The organism is Bacillus sp. RE35, from assembly GCF_052146655.1.
Classification (GTDB): domain Bacteria; phylum Bacillota; class Bacilli; order Bacillales; family Bacillaceae_G; genus Bacillus_A; species Bacillus_A cereus.
The window spans coordinates 1,400,441-1,417,021 of record NZ_CP197377.1 but is presented as its reverse complement, the minus strand read 5'-3'; the positions used below and the strand labels follow the sequence as shown (position 1 = coordinate 1,417,021).

Below are 16,581 nucleotides of genomic sequence, written 5' to 3'. Positions count from 1 at the left end.
TATTCTCTTTTCTTGTCTCTCCTATACTGTAGTGGTACTCTAATAATAAGGGGGAGAAATTATGAACACACTTACAATTGAATTACCAAAAGAAACGGCTGAAAAACTTGATTTATTAAAACAAGCTTATGAAAAGAAAACAGGTGCTTCTATCTCTGAGAGCACTCTCGTTCAAACACTTATCTCAAAAGAATTTATCCAGGCGATAACTCCTTTTGATTTACAACAATTCGTCAACGGAAAAGAACAGCATTAATGCTGTTCTTTTTTATCTCTATTTAAAATATACAAAGTTTTTTATATATTTTTAGAAAAACCATTGACAATGATAATGATAACCATTATCATTTATTATGAAGCCAACAATTGATGAATCAACCAAACGCTCAGTAACATTGTTACCCCTCTTTTTCATATAGAAAGGCACTGTACATTCCCCCTGTTTGTACAGTGCCTTTCTTGTTTATTATCATTCAAAAAAATTTAATTGCTCCGGCTTCGGCTCACCATATGTAATGTTCATCATTTTCATAAGCTGTTTCGCATTATCTGCTGCATCCCCACCTGAATTGTTGTTAAACAGTACGTATATATCCTTTGTTTTCTTTTTTAATTGCTCTAATCGTTCAACCCATTCTTCCAGTTCTTTATTGTTGTAGCGATATAAACAGCGAACTGCTCTCCAGTTTTCCCCTTTATCAAGCCAACCATGAACATTTCGACCGTGAAAACGTATTAATGCCATGTCTGAATTCGTAACCTCTAACACGAGTGGCACAGAACCTATCCCAGCCTGTGGTTCATCACAAATTGTATGAATCCATTTCTCTTGTTCTAGAAACTGTAACGTCCTATCTCTCATTTCTGGATAAAACCATGTTTGATTTCGAAATTCTATTGCACATGGTAAACCTTCCATTTTTTCTTTCGTATATCGAAGAAACTCTACATTTTTCTTTTTACAATCAAACCATGGTGGATATTGAAATAAAATCGTTTTTAATTTACCAGCTTCAATTAAAGGAAGAATAGATTGTTTATATACATCAAACATCTCATCGAACGTAGAAAAAGGAATTTCACCTTTCATATGTCCTGTCATTCCTTGATATGCTTTTACGATAAAAGAAAAATCTTTCGGTGTTTCCATTGCCCATTTTGTATAGTTTCGTGCAGGTTGCATCGCATAAAATGAGCTATCCACTTCTACTATAGGAAAATACTCGCTGTATGTTCGTAATTTATTTCTATTTTCATAGGGATTTATGTATAAAGAATCATGATCTCCCCATCCTGTCACTCCAATAAACAGCACATATACCCCTCCCTTTTTAACTTCATCTTCTATTCACTTTCCAAACACTTTGCATCATGTAGCCTTTTCTTTAAGAGTATCCTTATAAAAATATGATATACTATATGGAAGAATTTTTAAAATGAGGGGTTATTTATTTATGCTTCCAAACGATGCTACTGTATCTCATGAAAAACGAATTGAAGAACTAGAAAATAAAGTACGTTTTTATGAAGAACTTGTGAATCAATTACCACATCATTTCACATACAAAAATCCACATATTGGTTTACGAATAAAGAAAACTAGAACAACCCATTCCATTCAAGAAATACCAAAAGAGAATAAAGAGGCTCATTTTCAACTTACTTGTGATTCATTATTTTTATTTGAACAACTCGAAAAACACTTTGTACATATTTTTGATGCCTTTTCACATCATGTAACTTTTGTCGATAATAAAGGGAATATTACTTTATGTAATCAAGTTGCTGCAGATGATTTCGGTGTAATACGAAATGATATTATCGGAAAACCGATTCAACAATTACTAAACTTGCCGGAAGAAAAAATTAAAGCGATTGAAACATTAAAAACGGGAACAGAAATATATAATGAAGAAGTTTTAGACAAAAACTATGGCATTATAAATAACCGAATTATTCGTGATTATAACGGGGAGATTTTTAGAGTTATTAGTGTCTTTCATTATTTAAATACAGAACGTGATGCAGAGAAGTTTTCGTTAGCAGGGCGAATCGCAGCTGGAATTGCACACGAAGTACGAAATCCTCTTACAACAGTACGAGGATACTTACAATTTTTACAAGAAAGTGTTTCTCCATCTAATAAAGAACTATTTAAAAATTTACTTATTCCTGAATTAGATCGAGCAAATAGTATCATTACAAAATTTTTATCTCTTTCAAAAACACGTGAATTTAAAAGAGAACCCTTTCCCATTAATACATTTTTACGTGAGTATATTCAACAGTTACTAGTTAGTGAAGTTTCCTTGCATAATATTTCAATTGATTATAACTTCTCTAATGAATTAGATGATATTTTAGTCAATATTGATCGACATGAACTTGTTCAAGTGTTTTTAAATCTATTTCAAAATGCCGTCGATGCTCAAGGCGACAAACCTCTTTCTATTCAAATTACTAGTTATCGCCTTGATAACTTCGTTCGGATTACTTTCACAGATAATGGAATTGGTATTCCTCCAGCTATTCAAGAATATATCTTTGATCCATTCTTCTCAACGAAGGATTCGGGAACAGGACTAGGCTTGTCAGTAACAAAAAAAATCATCCAAAATCATAACGGCACGCTCAAAATGACTAGTGCTTCAAACGGTACAACTTTCACTATTTCTATTCCAATCTTACCTAAAACAACCCTTGAAAAATTAAATCAATGTAAATAAAGGACTAATGCACGAACTACATGCCAATTGTTAAACACTCCCAACAATTAGCATGTAGTTTTTTATGTTGCACTTTTCTTCTTTACATTATATAAACCTTTCTCTATATCTTACTTATTTCTTTCTAGGTGGGCCAATTTCTTATTTTTTTAGAAATGGTAGTTTGTCCATCACGAATTTAGTATAAATTTCATTTTAATATATAGTAATGACTAATGATTCTATGAAAGAAAAGAATGAAAAGATGAACAATAAAAATAAAGGAAAAGTATTTTATGGTAATGATTGTTGTGAAGTCAGAACTTGCAGTCACATTAACATCTCTAAGTCCGAACTTACAGAATTCGTTAGACTTCTTCAAGCTCTTGGCCAAGCTATTCAAGCTGTCTTTCAAAACCCTTCTCAAAATAATATCAATAACTTGATCGCTGCCCTAAATAACTTACAAAAATTCCTCAATTGCTTAGATTTATCTCCAGCACAAAAACAAATTGGAAATTCTATTATTGCTAATCTATTAACTATTTTAAGAACAACACCTTTCTCGTGCGGAGCATTGTACGTTGAGCTACAAAGCTTGCTTAATTATTTATTGTATATCGCTAAGTTATTCAAAGTAGATTGTTGTACGATCGACAAACTAGTTAGACTCATAACAGAGATCCAAACTATCCTAGTTCAATACGGATCAGGTTGTCTTGGAGGTGGAGGAGCAACAGGCGCTACTGGTGCTACTGGTGCTACTGGTGCTACTGGCGCTACTGGACCAAGCGGGTACGCCAATTCCTGTAACGATCGCAGCAATCGGAAACTCCAATGCTCAAACAATATCGCCTGGAATGGATATCCAATTTAACCAAGTTTTCGAAATAAATAATATCGATTTCAATGACACTACAGATACTCTAACAGTTTTAGAAACAGGCGTATATGATATTAGTTTCTCAGCATCTACAACTTTCCCAGGATCTTCACCGTTTGGATTCGGTATTTCATTCAACGGCCAACCACCTACTCGTAATTTCTCAACTAACGTTATCGGTAGTGCTGTATCGTTCTCTACAATCGTTACTTTACAAGCTGGTACAACAATTTCTGTACAACCTACAGCAAACACTATTTCTATTCCAAACACGGGCGATACAACTGCAACACTATCTGTATTCCGAATTTACTAATTTTCACTTGAAAAATATATTTATAATAATATGTATCGTTTAACCGTGCATTAAATCTCTCTTTATATAGAAAGGAGCACTTATTTGGGAGGATAAGTGCTCCTTCTTTACGTTTCTTTACCTCAAATTTACTCTATCTTAATCCTCTTTTTGTATGATAAATAATGAAGTCAAAGATATGAAAGAGGGATGAAAATGAGAGTTATGTCACTAATACGCATTTGGTTTGCTCTTATGGTATGCATTATTTTATGTGTAGGATTTTTTTTAACTCTAAAATATTCCACTATATCAAAAGCAGAGAGAAAAACTGTTCCATACAAACTTTTGTATACAAAACAAAGCAACATCCCTTATTCCAATGCAACAAATAATGAAAAAAAAGTTATAAAAGGAATGCTTATTACGAAAGCTTCTAGTTCCGAGGCGTTACTCCAAATTGCTGAAACGATTAAAGATCAGTATACAAATAAAAAAATCGATGAAATTACACTTTCTATCCACAATGAAAATAATGGTAATTACGAAGAAGAATTGCCTTACGAACCTATTAGTAAAGGCAAAATAATCGTCACATACGATTCCGAATCCTTTGGCAGTACGAATATTGTACTTAATGAGTAATATCATGTATCTCAACGGATATGGATTAATAGCTAATTAAGATAGACAAAAATCTCTACCGATTAAAATTTTATTTTGTTTTCATACAAAAAAGAGGCGAATTTTTTTATTCGCCTCTTTCTTTTACCAAAATGAAGGAATCCATTCTTTCACTTTATCAAGCCACTCTTGTTGCTCTTGTTTTCGTTGTTGTTCCTCTTCTTTCCTTCTCTTCTCTTCTTCTTTTCTTCGTTTTTCCTCTTCTATTGTAGTCAATTGTTTTTTATAATCAGCCTCAGATATGAGCGATAACTGGAATGCTTTTTGAGCTGGATTTGCGTTTGCTTTTTTCATAATATCCCGGAACATTGTCGTCGTAATTTGACTACCACCCGGAACATAATGATCGCTATCTGTTTTATCATATCCTACCCAAATCGCACCTACCAAATCTGGCGTGTATCCAACAAACCATGAATCCTTTGCACCGGTGCTCGGGCCATTTACAATTTGAGTAGTTCCTGTCTTACCTGCCGTATCAACATTATTAACTTTCGCCTTTTCGCCCGTTCCCTTTTCGACAACACCTTTTAATAAATATGTCATCTTTTGAGAAATTTTCTCGCTCGTCACTCGTGTCTCTTTCTTATACCACTTTCCAAGCGTTTCACCTTCAGCATTTTGTACCTCCCTAATTGCATGAGCTTCCACTTGGACTCCATCATTTGCAAATGTACTGTATGCTTGAGCCATTACAAATGGAGATGTCCCCACATGCATACCGCCTAAAGCAATCGGATACGTACGATCTTCTGGCACTAATGGGATACCAAATCGCTCTAAAGATTTCAATCCTTTATCTAATCCAATTTGTTCTAATAGCCACACAGCTGAAACATTGTACGACTTTGCCACAGCTTCATACATTGTCACATCACCGTGAAAAGTATGATCGCTATTTTGTGGTTTATATTCTTTAATGTTAAATGGTTCATCTTTTAATATATCGTATACTTCATATCCTTGTTCTAACGCTGGTACATATACAGCCAAAGGCTTTAACGTTGAGCCAGGTTGTCTTTTTAATTGGGTTGCATGGTTAAACTGTAAAAACTGATACGGCCCTCTGCCTCCAACTAGAGCTGGTACACCACCTGTTTTTGGGTTCATAAGAACTACACCCGTTTGCATAAGTTGGTCTGAGCCACTATCTTTGAAATAACTATCATTATTCACAACGTCTTCTACAGCCTGTTGTTTTTTCGGGTCAAGCTCTGTATAAATTCGATAACCACCCGCTAAAATTTCATTTTGTGTTAATTCGTACTTTTCCATCGCCTCTCTAACAATATAGTCTACATATTGAGAGTATTTTCCCTTGTATTTATCATCAACGCCACGTTTTAACACAAGTCCGCTCTCTTTTTCTTTATTATACTGTTCGTCAGAAATATACCCTTGCTCTTTCATTAAACTTAATACAACATTACGTCTTTCAATTGACTTGTTAAAGTTTTTATAAGGTGAATACGCAGATGGTGCTTTAATCAAGCCCGCAATCGTTGCAGCTTCTGAAATTGTTAAATCTTTTACATCTTTATCAAAATAAGATTTAGCTGCCCTTTTTATACCCCAAGCACCTTCACCAAAATAAATTTGGTTCATATACATTTCAATGATTTCATCTTTCGTATACGTGCGCTCTATTTTTTTCGTTAAAAAATATTCCTTTATTTTTCGGGAGTATGTGCGGTCTTGTGTCAGAAATACATTTTTCGCAAGTTGTTGTGTTATTGTACTTCCCCCTGCTACAACTTCTCCTGCTGTAATATTTTTAAAAACCGCACTTATAATTCCACTATAATAAATACCATGATGGTTAAAAAATTCCTTATCTTCTACTGCAACAATTGCCTGAACCATAATATCAGGAATATCTTTTCTTTTAACGCCTTCTGTTTTCGAAGAAGCTAATTTAGTTGCGACCTCATTATTTGCATCATAAATTAAAGTCGGTTGTGGAACAGCTTGTTTTAATTCAGATATGTCTTGAATGGAAATTATTATATTTACAGCAATAAATAGAGTAACGAATACACTTCCCAATACAATTAATGAATTACGAAGTTTCTTCCTCTTATTGAACCACTCAAGCATTTTTTTAAAATGAGTGTTCTTCAATTTCATTCGTTCACTTCCTTCATTTATTTACACTCTTCTTTTTAAAAGGAAGAATATACCGCCTTTTAAATTTATTATAATAACGTAGTCATTCCTATAGTGTAAAGCTTTTCTTTTGCATTCATACTTTTTGCAAGAAAAGGACATTCTACAAGTAAGATATTCACTATTGGATATTAATATTATTAATAGAACAACGAGAGTTATGTTAAGTTTTTGTAAACTTTTCGATAAAATGTTTTAAAAAACGACAGTTTTTTGTTAGAATTGATTAGCCAATATATTTTACATATATTACTTTTGTGGGGGTAACAATAATGGTCTTTAAATCAAAAAAAGATAAATTTTCTGAAATGTTAATGAATGTTTCCGAAAATTTAAAAGAAGGCGCGCAGTTTTTCGTGGAGTATAAAATTAAAAATGCTAGCGATTTAAAAGAGTTTTCTATGCGCATGAAAGAGTATGAGTCAAAAGGTGACTCATTTATTCACGAAATCATTATGGAGTTAAACAAAGCGTTTATCACTCCGATTGAGCGTGAGGACATCCTACAACTTGCAATGAGTATGGATGATGTATTAGACGGATTAGATCACAGTGCTGGTCTGTTCGAAATGTATTCTATTACAGAAGCTGATGAATACATGATTAAATTCGTAGAAGCAATTAATCAATGTGCGATTGAGATTGCAAACTCTGTTGAATTAATGTCTAACAAAAAATTAGTCGACATTCGTACAAATGCGATTAAAATTAAGGATTATGAATCACAGTGTGATGATATTCGCCGTCATGCGATTAAGAACTTATTCTCTCGTGAAAAAGATCCGATTAAGATTATTCAATTTAAAGAGATTTACGAAGAGCTTGAAGAAGTAGCTGATAGCTGTCAAAGCGTTGCAAACGTATTAGAAACAATTATTATGAAGAACGCGTAAGGAGTTTGATCATGGATACACTCTTGATACTGACCGTTTTAGTAGTCATTTGCGCTTTAGCTTTTGACTTTATCAATGGATTTCACGATACAGCAAACGCTATTGCAACGGCTGTTTCAACGAAAGCTCTAAAGCCTAGACATGCCATTATTATGGCGGCTATTATGAACTTTTTAGGCGCAATGACATTTACAGGTGTAGCAAAAACGATTACAAAAGATATCGTTGATCCATTCGCCTTACAAAATGGTTCTCTTGTAATTTTAGCTGCTTTGCTTGCGGCGATAGCTTGGAACTTAATTACTTGGTACTACGGTATTCCAAGTAGTTCTTCGCATGCAATTATCGGCTCAATCGCAGGTGCAGCAATTGCGGCCGCTGGGATTAGCTCGCTAAATCTTAAAGGATTTATTAAAATTATTGAAGCTTTAATCATTTCACCGATTATCGCTTTCGTTATTGGTTATATCGTATACAGTATTTTTAAAGTAGTATTTAAAAACTTTAACTTAACAAAAACGAATAAGAACTTCCGTATATTCCAGATTTTCACTGCAGCATTACAAGCCTACACACACGGTACGAATGATGCACAAAAAGCAATGGGAATCATTACGATGGCTCTTATGGCTAATAACTATCATACTTCTAGCGATATCCCGTTCTGGGTACAATTATCTTGTGCTATCGCAATGGGGCTTGGTACTTCTGTCGGTGGATGGAAAATTATTAAAACTGTCGGTGGACAAATTATGAAAATTCGTCCTGTAAATGGTGTAGCTGCCGATTTATCATCATCACTTGTTATTTTCGGTGCAACATTCATTCACTTACCGGTTAGTACGACGCACGTTATCTCTTCTTCTATTTTAGGGGTTGGTGCTTCTCACCGTGTGAAAGGGGTAAAATGGGGAACTGCAAAACGTATGTTAATTACATGGGTTATTACACTTCCTATTTCAGCTTCTTTAGCTGCTCTGTTTTACTACCTATTACATTTTGTTTTCTAATTAAAAGTCGTCTTCCTTATTTTTCTAGGAAGACGACTTTTTTGTGAACAAGCCTATTTCTCATTAAAAAGCGTGTATAATAATTGATGGATAAGTTATTTAGAGGAGTTGGCAATTTTGGAATACATCATGTTACTTTTCATCGGACTAATCGCCGGAACAGTCGGCAGCCTAGTTGGGCTTGGAGGCGGAATTATTATTGTTCCGTTATTAATTGGATTACACAGTTTATCACCACAACTTGCAGTAGGGACTTCTATGGTAACAGTCGTTTTCACAGGACTATCTTCCACCCTTACTTACATGAAGCATAAGCGAGTAGATTATAAAAGTGGACTTATTTTATTTATCGGAAGCGGCCCTGGTGGTATTATCGGATCATGGGCAAATAAATTTTTAAACCAAGACACATTTTCTTTATACTTTGGGATTTTCCTTATATTCGTCTCAATTCTACTTATGCTTCGAGACAAATTAAAACCTCTTTCCCTCTCAAATACGTCTGTAATTAAGCGTTCTTTTACAGATAATGATGGAAATACTGTACACTACCAATTCCCACCGTTTCTTGCTATCTTTATCGCTTTTATAGTTGGGTTTATATCTGGATTATTTGGAATTGGTGGCGGTGCCTTACTTGTTCCAGCAATGATGCTTCTTTTTGCATTCCCAGCACATATTGCAGTAGCAACTTCAATGTTCATCGTATTTCTATCAGCAATTGTAAGTTCTGCAACTCACATCTCACTTGGAAATGTCAGCTGGATTTATGCATTAATCCTGATTCCGGGTGCATGGATTGGCGGAAAAATCGGGGCTTACATTAATACAAAACTAAGTGGTAACGCCGTAATTAATTTATTGCGTATTACGTTAATTATTCTTGGAACTAGATTAATCATTATTTCCCTTTTATAACGTATTCTTTTTAGAATGCGTTTTTCTTATACACATGAATATAAAAATCCTCCGAGGAGAACAAATAAAATTAAACAAACACATAATAACATATAATTTGAAATATGTACTTTCTTCAAGTTGACCACTCCTATAACTGCGACTGTTATCTTTATGATAGCGAAAAAATAGTTCACTTGCAGTTACAGAGTGCTAACAATGCAAAATCAATTATTACAAATTTTATCCTTATATTTCATTTCTTTGTATATTCTATCGATTTAATAAAAAAAGATGTCATATTGACATCTTTTTTAGTGAAGAAGTGACCATCCCATGAAGTCTTCATGTACTTGGCACGCCCTCTTATCCTTTCGATCATATAATTCAGCATAACTATCTGTTTCTTCATCATAAGCCATCGTATAAATAATTTGGCCGTCTACTTCAACGGATAAAACGACTCCACCTTTCATCTCTTCTACATGAATGATAGCATTCGCCGGAATTCTCATATCCGTCATTCTCATCGCATCTAACAATATACTAAACCCCCTACAGCGTATTCATTGCTAGTACTATTACACACTAAATAGTATACTACTGTAATAGCATACATTTCGTCAATGAAATTGCTGTTGAAATAGCATATTGTCTATATACATATACGCTAAAATAGAAGAAATAGAAACATATTAATGGGGGGCTAACATTGATTCTACACAAAGGAGATGTACTATTCCGTCAAGGCGAGGACGGTCCTTTATACTTTATAAAAACAGGCTTATTAAAAGTAGTTCGGCTAGAAGAAAACGGAACACCATTTTTATTCAACATTATCGTTCCAGGTGAAACGATACCTCATCATTCTTTAATTTCACCGAAAGAATATCACGGTACAGCTATCGCTTTAATAAAAACAGAAGTGGAACCGATCACTAGTAGTGAATGGTATGAGAGACTTCAAGCAAATCCCGAATCGTATGCTAACATTGCTATGCAATTGCAATCTAAATTAAGAATGATGCAACAACGAATTGATCAATTGACAACCGTCTCCCCGAAAGAACGTCTTCATCGTTTACAAGAATGGTTCACCCTATATTTAGGTGACATTCCTATATATGAAATATTAACACAAACCGAAATTGGCCAACTGATAGGTATACGCCGTGAAACAGTAAACCGTTTATTACGAGAACAAATAAAAAACGAGGTAAAATAAATACCTCGTTTTTTTGCTTATTGTAAGCTTGTTGCTGGGCCGAAAAATTCATAATGAATATGCTCTTGTTTCACACTTAAATCAGTTAGTGCAGCATTTATATGCTTCATAAATGCTACTGGACCACAGAAATAGAACTCTGCTTCAGTTGTCGGAATAATAGTTTTTAACCATTCACTTTCAATGAAACCTTCTTTATCAAAGTTCTTCATTTCTAAATCTTTTTCAGTCGGTGCAGAATAACAAGTATATGCTTTAACTTGTTCATATTCATTTTCTACTGCCTTAACGTGTTCTTTCATTGCATGTGTATTACTATTTATTGCTGCATGAACAAAATATACATTACGTTTTGAATCTTGTTCAATTAACGTATTTAACATACTCATCATCGGTGTAATCCCTACTCCACCACTAATTAGTACAACTGGTAATGTTGAATCCATATTTAACACGAAATCTCCCGCTGGTGCACTTACTGGTAAAACATCTCCTTCTTTTACATGTCCATGTAAGTAATTAGACACTTTACCGTCTGGTGTATCTACACCTTTTTCTTTTTTTACACTAATACGATAATATTCTTTCCCAGGAGCATCGGATAAACTGTATTGACGATTATGTGTATATGTCTCACCTTCAATATTGATTTGAATCGTTACATATTGACCTGGGATGAATGAAGAAACTTTCCCTCCATCTTCAGGTTTCAAATAAAATGACGTAATAACATCGCTTTCCTTCACTTTTTTTACAATCACAAAGTTGCGGAAGTCTTTCCATCCACCTTCTTTATGTGCAGCTTCTTCATACATCTCTGCTTCAATGCTAATGAATGCATCAGCAATTACACCATATGCTTCTCCCCATGCATTTAAAACTTCATCAGGTGCACCTGCGACCTCTTTAATGGCACGTAGTAAACATGTACCTACAATCGGATAATGCTCAGCTTTAATCCCTAAACTTCTATGCTTATGACCAATTTGTTTTACAACTGGAATAATTGCTTCTAAATTATCAATGTACGTTGCAGCTGCATAAACAGCATTCGCTAACGCTTGTTGTTGTCTTCCCTTTTTCTGATTCGTATGGTTGAAAATATTCAACAATTCCGGATGTTCCGAAAATAAAATTTGATAGAATCTCGTTGTAATTTCAACACCTTTTTCTTGTAATAATGGTACTGTTGACTTTACGATTTCAATTGTTTTTGCACTTAACATTGTATCCCACTCCTCTATTTCCTTAACTGTTTTTAGTTTAACTGAATCTTATAATGCAGATTGTGATTTTAATCACTATTAACACGGTGTTTTTGTGAATAATATATGAACATTGCATTTACAAAAGAAAATAAGCTAACTAGAATTCTAGCTAGCTTATTATTTTGTTTGTATAGCTTGTTCGATTACTTTTATATCTTTCCCATCGCCAAACTCCGTATACCCCCAGATATTCGTTTCACCTCTATATTTATTTACGATAATATCCAAGTCATGATATACACGGTGGGCATACACTACATACTCAATATTTTGAAGTTCCACACCTTTTTTTACAATTTCATAGCTTCTATTTACATCGCGTTTTATTTTTTCATTCTTTATTTCCGTATGTATATTTTTTAAAGATTGTTCTTGTTGTTGAAACCATTGCTTAAATTGATTCCAATCCCCGTCTGTATAATTCTCTGCTTTACCATAATTTAAGAAATTATTATAGCTTTCATGTGTCATTCGAATAAAATCTAGCACTTTTGTCTCTTCTTGCACATCTTCTATTTGAGCTATTGTATTTACCTCAGCAGGCTTATTCGCATAATGTAACAGCACTTTCATAAGACTATAACTCGCAATGATCATCACGATAATAATACCTAATACATTTAACAATTTCTTCATACACAGAACTCCTTCTCTACTAAAAATATTACAACGTATGACTATACTTGTAACATTCTCTCGTAGAAATATAATTCCTGTATTAATTCTTCCTATCATTTCGACAATATTTTTCTATACATTTCTCGTTGGCAAATGTTCTTGTAAAACAATATATCCTTCATAAGCTGTGTAACCGAGTATAATCATTAATCCGATATAACAAGCAAATACTGTCCATTTCGTTTTCGCATCCACTTTATAATAGTTTTCTTGTTGTTCCTTTTCTGTTTTCCATTCATTTAATTTTCTTTCTGACGCTTCAAATGCTTCCCTTATGTGAATTGTATACTCATCTTTTTCATCTTCATATGGAACATAATCTAACGGTTCGAACTTCGGTAAAAGATACTCTAACACTTCCATTTTTTGAAGTTCACCTATTTGTAACTCTTTTTCCCGTTCTCTTTGTCTTAATGCATTCATCTCATGATGCATCACGTATATAGTCCGATGTACAGCACCCGTTTCTTTTAATTCCTCTTCAAGCCTAGTAATATATTCCTTCATCCCATCAATTTTATGCCCTAATTCCTTAATCGGCTCATCTCTCTTTATTACTCTATATAACTCCATACAACCGATAATAACAATAAATCCTCCCAAAATACTTTTAAAGTAAATTGAATAGCCAAGTAATAAAATAAGGCCTGCTCCCCAAATTTTAGTACTGACAACTGAAATAATTCTCCCACCATCTAGCGGCGAAACGGGAATTAAATTAAAGAAATTAATCATACTTCCAAGCAAAATAACAAGCGCCCAAAATGGCTCTTTCGTCATTATATAAAGCGGTATCGCCGGTAAAAATGACAGAAGTCCGAAAAGCGGCCCCATATAGGCAATGTAAGCTTCATCTTTCGCATTTTTCGGCATCTCTTTCATTCCAATAAGGGCCCCCATAAATGGAATAAAGATTGCTGGCGATGTCGGGATCCCCTTTCTTTTCGCAGCCCATAAATGGCCCATTTCATGAACAAACAACAAATAAATGAGCGCTACTCCAAATTTCCAACCATATAGAACTGCGTATGCGCCAAGCGATAGAAACATACTAAATACCGTTGAAAACTTTGCTAATTTAAAAATTGCAAATACCCACTTTAACTTAGACAGTAAAAATAGACCTACCGCAACAATAATTCCCCATAATCCTTTTTTATTATTTTTCATATTCCTCTCCTTTATCTCTCATTAATGAATCATATTCATTCATCAAAGCTTGTTCTTTTCTCTATTATGACATATTTTTTTCTATTGTTAGAAATAATGTTTATATAATCCATTTTCAGCCAAAAATATAAATAAAAGGAGGTGTACACAAATGAATTTACAATCTCTTATAATAGGTGCTCTATCGTTTTTAGCTTCAACTCTTATTTTTTATACCGTTAGTTACGTATTATTATTAGATTTGTTGCCCAATCACGTATTTATTGCCCTTGTCATCCTTTCCGCTCTTATGATTTCTTTTCTTATTACACGAAAATCAATGAATGAGCCATCTGCAAAAGCAAAGTAATAGAGAGGGGTGCTTTCCCCTCTCTATTATCATTTCCTAGGAAAGGCCATATAGATTTGACGAGTTTACATTCATTCCAATCCGTAAGGGCTAATTAAAGGCTCACTTTATCTTTGAAAATTCATTTTTTCACCATAATCTTTAACAATCTGAATTATATTTTGAAACACACCTATTTTTTCTTTTTCACTGTTTAATATTTTCAAATCATAATTTTCGTAATATGTTTCTAATGATTTTAATTGTGATTGTGAAGCGCTTTTTATCAGAACAGTAGCATGCAATTCATATTGCTTATACCCTTCCTTTACTTTTTCACCTAAAATTATTTCACTCTCTTTTGCTCCAATTAATTTTTGAACTTTTTCTGGAAAATTGAGTTGCAAATAATATTCTTGCTCCTTCACTAACTTATTGTATAGTGATTGTGAAATCGTATACCGTACCGTATAATTCACGTTTTGATCGCCTGTTTTAATATGAAATGCGGTAATCTGTAAATCTTTTTTTGTTACTTCTGTTAAAGGGCTTACCTGCATCTCATCTTCTTTTTGTTCTGAGACATTTGGAAATATATCCAAAAGCTTTTCCGTATCTTTTTCATGCAACATATACATAGCTTTCTTATATTGCACCCATCCTCGTCTATCTTCTCCTCTTAACCATGCATAATAAGTTTCTTTTTTCCCATCTCTACTAATTTGTATTTCATATTCAGGTTCACCGAAGCTTCCTGTTATTTCTTGTTTCTCAGCTTTATTCAAAATGTCTATTACTAACTTCGCTTCTGATTCCTGCAACTTTTTCTCTTTATGTTTTTTTTGTATAACGGTTACCCCTATTGTTTCTTTCACTTCATTCACCGTCTCTTCTACTTTTTTTGTTTCTTTTTTCGGCTCAACTTGACCACAAGCTGCTAGTAACATAACAAACAACAACACCAATACATATTTCCCTTTCAAATTAATCCTCCTCTTACGATAAGAAATCCTTATAATCTTCATACATAAAACAAAAACGTGACATCCTATTAAATACGCTATACTAATCATTGAAAGGAGGTCTTTATCATGTCCATTAATTTTCATGATGAAAATAATAAGTACACATATGCAACAAGAAACGCTCATATTTCTTGGGCTGAAATGGTAAAAAACATTACAGAAATACAAAACAAGCAAATAATTGATATCGGCTGTGGTGGTGGGATTTATACGAAAGAACTCGCTCTTATGGGAGCCAAAAATGTTGTGGGACTTGATTTTTCAAAAGAAATATTACAAGCTGCAAAAGAAAATTGTAACAACTTTTCAAACATTTCATTCATCCACGGTGATGCACATAATATCCCATACCCTAATGAAACATTCGACATAGTTATTTCGCGTGCAGTTATTCATCATTTACAAGACATTCCTACATTTTTACGTGAAGCTTCTCGTATATTAAATAAAAACGGTGTACTTATTTTACAAGATCGAACAATTGAAGATTGTACAATTCCAGGAAGTCCCGAACACATTCGCGGATATTTTTTCTCTCTATTTCCAAAACTTATTGAAATAGAGTCAAAAAGACGTCCAAAAACCAACACTATACAGACAGAATTACAAAAACATTCTCTTCATGTACTTCCCGCACAAACACAATGGGAAATACGAAAAATACATGATTCTGTAGAAGCATTATTGCAAGATTTATCTCCTCGAACAGGTCGATCCATTCTATATGAGTTAACAGATGATGAACTTTCTCAACTTCTACAACATATACAGACCGCATTACAAAACGTCTCTCCTATTATTGAAAGAGATCGATGGACAATTTGGAGCGCCATGAAGTTGTAAGGAAGGAAGCCTCACAAAATAATGTGAGGCTTCCTTTCTTTCATAATCTAATTTTGCAACACTCTTGATATCCTCCACTTCTGGCCTGTGCACTTCCACACTTCGGACATACTAAATATCTAGACTGATTTGTCAATAAACTACCTTTTTGAAAGAGTAAAACTTCTGCTTGTTTAAACGAACGCGAATAATATAACCACATAAAACCAATTATAGCAATAATGCCAAATAATACTCCCATCGCAAGCATTTCAGTCACCTCTTTTGGTTTGTTCTTTCCAGCAAGTGGATTGTTGTATTATTCTCTGTAAATTCAAACAATCCCTTCTTTACTCCTATAAATATCAACTTTCTCTATAAATTTTACAATTCTCCGCAAATTTTTACTCCTATTTTACAATTCATTATTCCTTTTGCAACAACGAATATCACTTTCGATATTTCCATATATAAATATATCTTCCAAAAAACATATTGACTTTCTAAAAAAAACATGCAACAATACTGTCAG

The 16,581-nt window shown here is 33.7% G+C and carries 17 protein-coding genes and 1 pseudogene; 10 read left to right on the top strand and 8 right to left on the bottom strand.

The features are described from left to right. Positions 1-61 precede the first annotated feature (61 nt). Complete coding sequence (locus ACTL4X_RS07450) at positions 62-256, top strand: DUF3924 domain-containing protein (protein WP_001094860.1); 195 nt, start codon at positions 62-64, stop codon at positions 254-256. A 213-nt stretch (positions 257-469) separates the two neighbouring features. Here the strand turns inward: ACTL4X_RS07450 and ACTL4X_RS07445 are convergent, their stop codons facing one another. After that, complete coding sequence (locus tag ACTL4X_RS07445) at positions 470-1,315, bottom strand: DUF72 domain-containing protein (RefSeq protein ID WP_071741183.1); 846 nt, start codon at positions 1,313-1,315, stop codon at positions 470-472. A 139-nt stretch (positions 1,316-1,454) separates the two neighbouring features. On the opposite strand from ACTL4X_RS07445, the gene ACTL4X_RS07440 reads away from it, so the two are divergent. The 3 genes and pseudogenes from ACTL4X_RS07440 (at position 1,455) to ACTL4X_RS07430 (ending at position 4,528) form a co-directional block, all read left to right on the top strand. Further along, the gene (locus tag ACTL4X_RS07440) at positions 1,455-2,726 is read left to right on the top strand and encodes an ATP-binding protein (RefSeq protein WP_071741182.1); all 1,272 of its coding nucleotides are present in this window, start codon (positions 1,455-1,457) and stop codon (positions 2,724-2,726) included. Positions 2,727-2,934: 208 nt separating this feature from the next. Next, positions 2,935-3,904, top strand: a pseudogene (locus ACTL4X_RS07435) (Gly-Xaa-Xaa repeat protein). 195 nt (positions 3,905-4,099) lie between these two features. Beyond that, a complete protein-coding gene (locus ACTL4X_RS07430) occupies positions 4,100-4,528 on the top strand; it encodes a hypothetical protein (protein WP_001265569.1) in 429 nt (142 codons plus the stop codon). Positions 4,529-4,651: 123 nt separating this feature from the next. On the opposite strand, the gene ACTL4X_RS07425 is transcribed toward ACTL4X_RS07430, so the two are convergent. Continuing rightward, entirely contained in the window at positions 4,652-6,694 is a 2,043-nt protein-coding gene (locus tag ACTL4X_RS07425) for a transglycosylase domain-containing protein (RefSeq protein WP_000769242.1), read from the bottom strand. A gap of 311 nt (positions 6,695-7,005) precedes the next feature. On the opposite strand from ACTL4X_RS07425, the gene ACTL4X_RS07420 reads away from it, so the two are divergent. From ACTL4X_RS07420 to ACTL4X_RS07410, 3 genes are all read left to right on the top strand, one after another. Further along, positions 7,006-7,626, top strand: coding sequence for a DUF47 domain-containing protein (locus tag ACTL4X_RS07420; protein ID WP_000231449.1), 621 nt, complete (start codon positions 7,006-7,008; stop codon positions 7,624-7,626). Positions 7,627-7,637: 11 nt separating this feature from the next. After that, positions 7,638-8,636, top strand: coding sequence for an inorganic phosphate transporter (locus tag ACTL4X_RS07415; RefSeq protein ID WP_000380272.1), 999 nt, complete (start codon positions 7,638-7,640; stop codon positions 8,634-8,636). Positions 8,637-8,753: 117 nt separating this feature from the next. Next, on the top strand, positions 8,754-9,554 hold the full coding sequence (locus ACTL4X_RS07410; RefSeq protein ID WP_000455762.1) for a sulfite exporter TauE/SafE family protein: 801 nt from the start codon (positions 8,754-8,756) through the stop codon (positions 9,552-9,554). Between the two features lie 293 nt (positions 9,555-9,847). Here ACTL4X_RS07410 and ACTL4X_RS07405 read toward each other — a convergent pair whose 3' ends face one another. Further along, positions 9,848-10,075 (bottom strand): hypothetical protein, encoded by a 228-nt coding sequence (locus tag ACTL4X_RS07405; RefSeq protein WP_000883008.1) that lies wholly within the window; start codon positions 10,073-10,075, stop codon positions 9,848-9,850. A gap of 170 nt (positions 10,076-10,245) precedes the next feature. Here ACTL4X_RS07405 and ACTL4X_RS07400 point away from each other — a divergent pair, with 170 nt between their 5' ends. Continuing rightward, positions 10,246-10,758 carry a Crp/Fnr family transcriptional regulator gene (locus tag ACTL4X_RS07400; RefSeq protein WP_000600589.1) on the top strand — a complete coding sequence of 171 codons (513 nt, stop codon included), beginning with the start codon at positions 10,246-10,248 and terminating at the stop codon, positions 10,756-10,758. A gap of 17 nt (positions 10,759-10,775) precedes the next feature. On the opposite strand, the gene hmpA is transcribed toward ACTL4X_RS07400, so the two are convergent. The 3 genes from hmpA to ACTL4X_RS07385 all read right to left on the bottom strand — a co-directional run bounded on the left by hmpA (position 10,776) and on the right by ACTL4X_RS07385 (position 13,874). Further along, positions 10,776-11,984, bottom strand: coding sequence for an NO-inducible flavohemoprotein (gene hmpA / locus ACTL4X_RS07395; protein WP_000947336.1), 1,209 nt, complete (start codon positions 11,982-11,984; stop codon positions 10,776-10,778). A 159-nt stretch (positions 11,985-12,143) separates the two neighbouring features. Beyond that, entirely contained in the window at positions 12,144-12,662 is a 519-nt protein-coding gene (locus tag ACTL4X_RS07390) for a hypothetical protein (RefSeq protein ID WP_000735227.1), read from the bottom strand. A gap of 114 nt (positions 12,663-12,776) precedes the next feature. Then, complete coding sequence (locus ACTL4X_RS07385) at positions 12,777-13,874, bottom strand: site-2 protease family protein (RefSeq protein ID WP_000794501.1); 1,098 nt, start codon at positions 13,872-13,874, stop codon at positions 12,777-12,779. Positions 13,875-14,025: 151 nt separating this feature from the next. Here ACTL4X_RS07385 and ACTL4X_RS07380 point away from each other — a divergent pair, with 151 nt between their 5' ends. Further along, positions 14,026-14,223, top strand: a complete 198-nt coding sequence (locus ACTL4X_RS07380; protein WP_001053356.1) for a hypothetical protein — start codon at positions 14,026-14,028, stop codon at positions 14,221-14,223. Between the two features lie 107 nt (positions 14,224-14,330). Here ACTL4X_RS07380 and ACTL4X_RS07375 read toward each other — a convergent pair whose 3' ends face one another. After that, entirely contained in the window at positions 14,331-15,185 is an 855-nt protein-coding gene (locus ACTL4X_RS07375; RefSeq protein WP_000677060.1) for a hypothetical protein, read from the bottom strand. Positions 15,186-15,293: 108 nt separating this feature from the next. Between ACTL4X_RS07375 and ACTL4X_RS07370 the strand changes: the two genes are divergently transcribed. After that, positions 15,294-16,070: a class I SAM-dependent methyltransferase gene (locus ACTL4X_RS07370; RefSeq protein ID WP_000026281.1), complete on the top strand. Its 777-nt coding sequence runs from the start codon at positions 15,294-15,296 to the stop codon at positions 16,068-16,070. A 40-nt stretch (positions 16,071-16,110) separates the two neighbouring features. On the opposite strand, the gene ACTL4X_RS07365 is transcribed toward ACTL4X_RS07370, so the two are convergent. Further along, complete coding sequence (locus ACTL4X_RS07365) at positions 16,111-16,320, bottom strand: hypothetical protein (RefSeq protein WP_000880630.1); 210 nt, start codon at positions 16,318-16,320, stop codon at positions 16,111-16,113. Positions 16,321-16,581 lie beyond the last annotated feature (261 nt).

Coding starts and splice junctions, on each gene's coding strand:
- ACTL4X_RS07450 (WP_001094860.1), top strand. CDS start 62: ATGAACACACTTACAATTGAATTACCAAAAGAAACGGCTGAAAAACTT.
- ACTL4X_RS07440 (WP_071741182.1), top strand. CDS start 1,455: ATGCTTCCAAACGATGCTACTGTATCTCATGAAAAACGAATTGAAGAA.
- ACTL4X_RS07430 (WP_001265569.1), top strand. CDS start 4,100: ATGAGAGTTATGTCACTAATACGCATTTGGTTTGCTCTTATGGTATGC.
- ACTL4X_RS07425 (WP_000769242.1), bottom strand. CDS start 6,694: ATGAAATTGAAGAACACTCATTTTAAAAAAATGCTTGAGTGGTTCAAT.
- ACTL4X_RS07420 (WP_000231449.1), top strand. CDS start 7,006: ATGGTCTTTAAATCAAAAAAAGATAAATTTTCTGAAATGTTAATGAAT.
- ACTL4X_RS07415 (WP_000380272.1), top strand. CDS start 7,638: ATGGATACACTCTTGATACTGACCGTTTTAGTAGTCATTTGCGCTTTA.
- hmpA (WP_000947336.1), bottom strand. CDS start 11,984: ATGTTAAGTGCAAAAACAATTGAAATCGTAAAGTCAACAGTACCATTA.
- ACTL4X_RS07390 (WP_000735227.1), bottom strand. CDS start 12,662: ATGAAGAAATTGTTAAATGTATTAGGTATTATTATCGTGATGATCATT.
- ACTL4X_RS07385 (WP_000794501.1), bottom strand. CDS start 13,874: ATGAAAAATAATAAAAAAGGATTATGGGGAATTATTGTTGCGGTAGGT.
- ACTL4X_RS07380 (WP_001053356.1), top strand. CDS start 14,026: ATGAATTTACAATCTCTTATAATAGGTGCTCTATCGTTTTTAGCTTCA.
- ACTL4X_RS07370 (WP_000026281.1), top strand. CDS start 15,294: ATGTCCATTAATTTTCATGATGAAAATAATAAGTACACATATGCAACA.
- ACTL4X_RS07365 (WP_000880630.1), bottom strand. CDS start 16,320: ATGCTTGCGATGGGAGTATTATTTGGCATTATTGCTATAATTGGTTTT.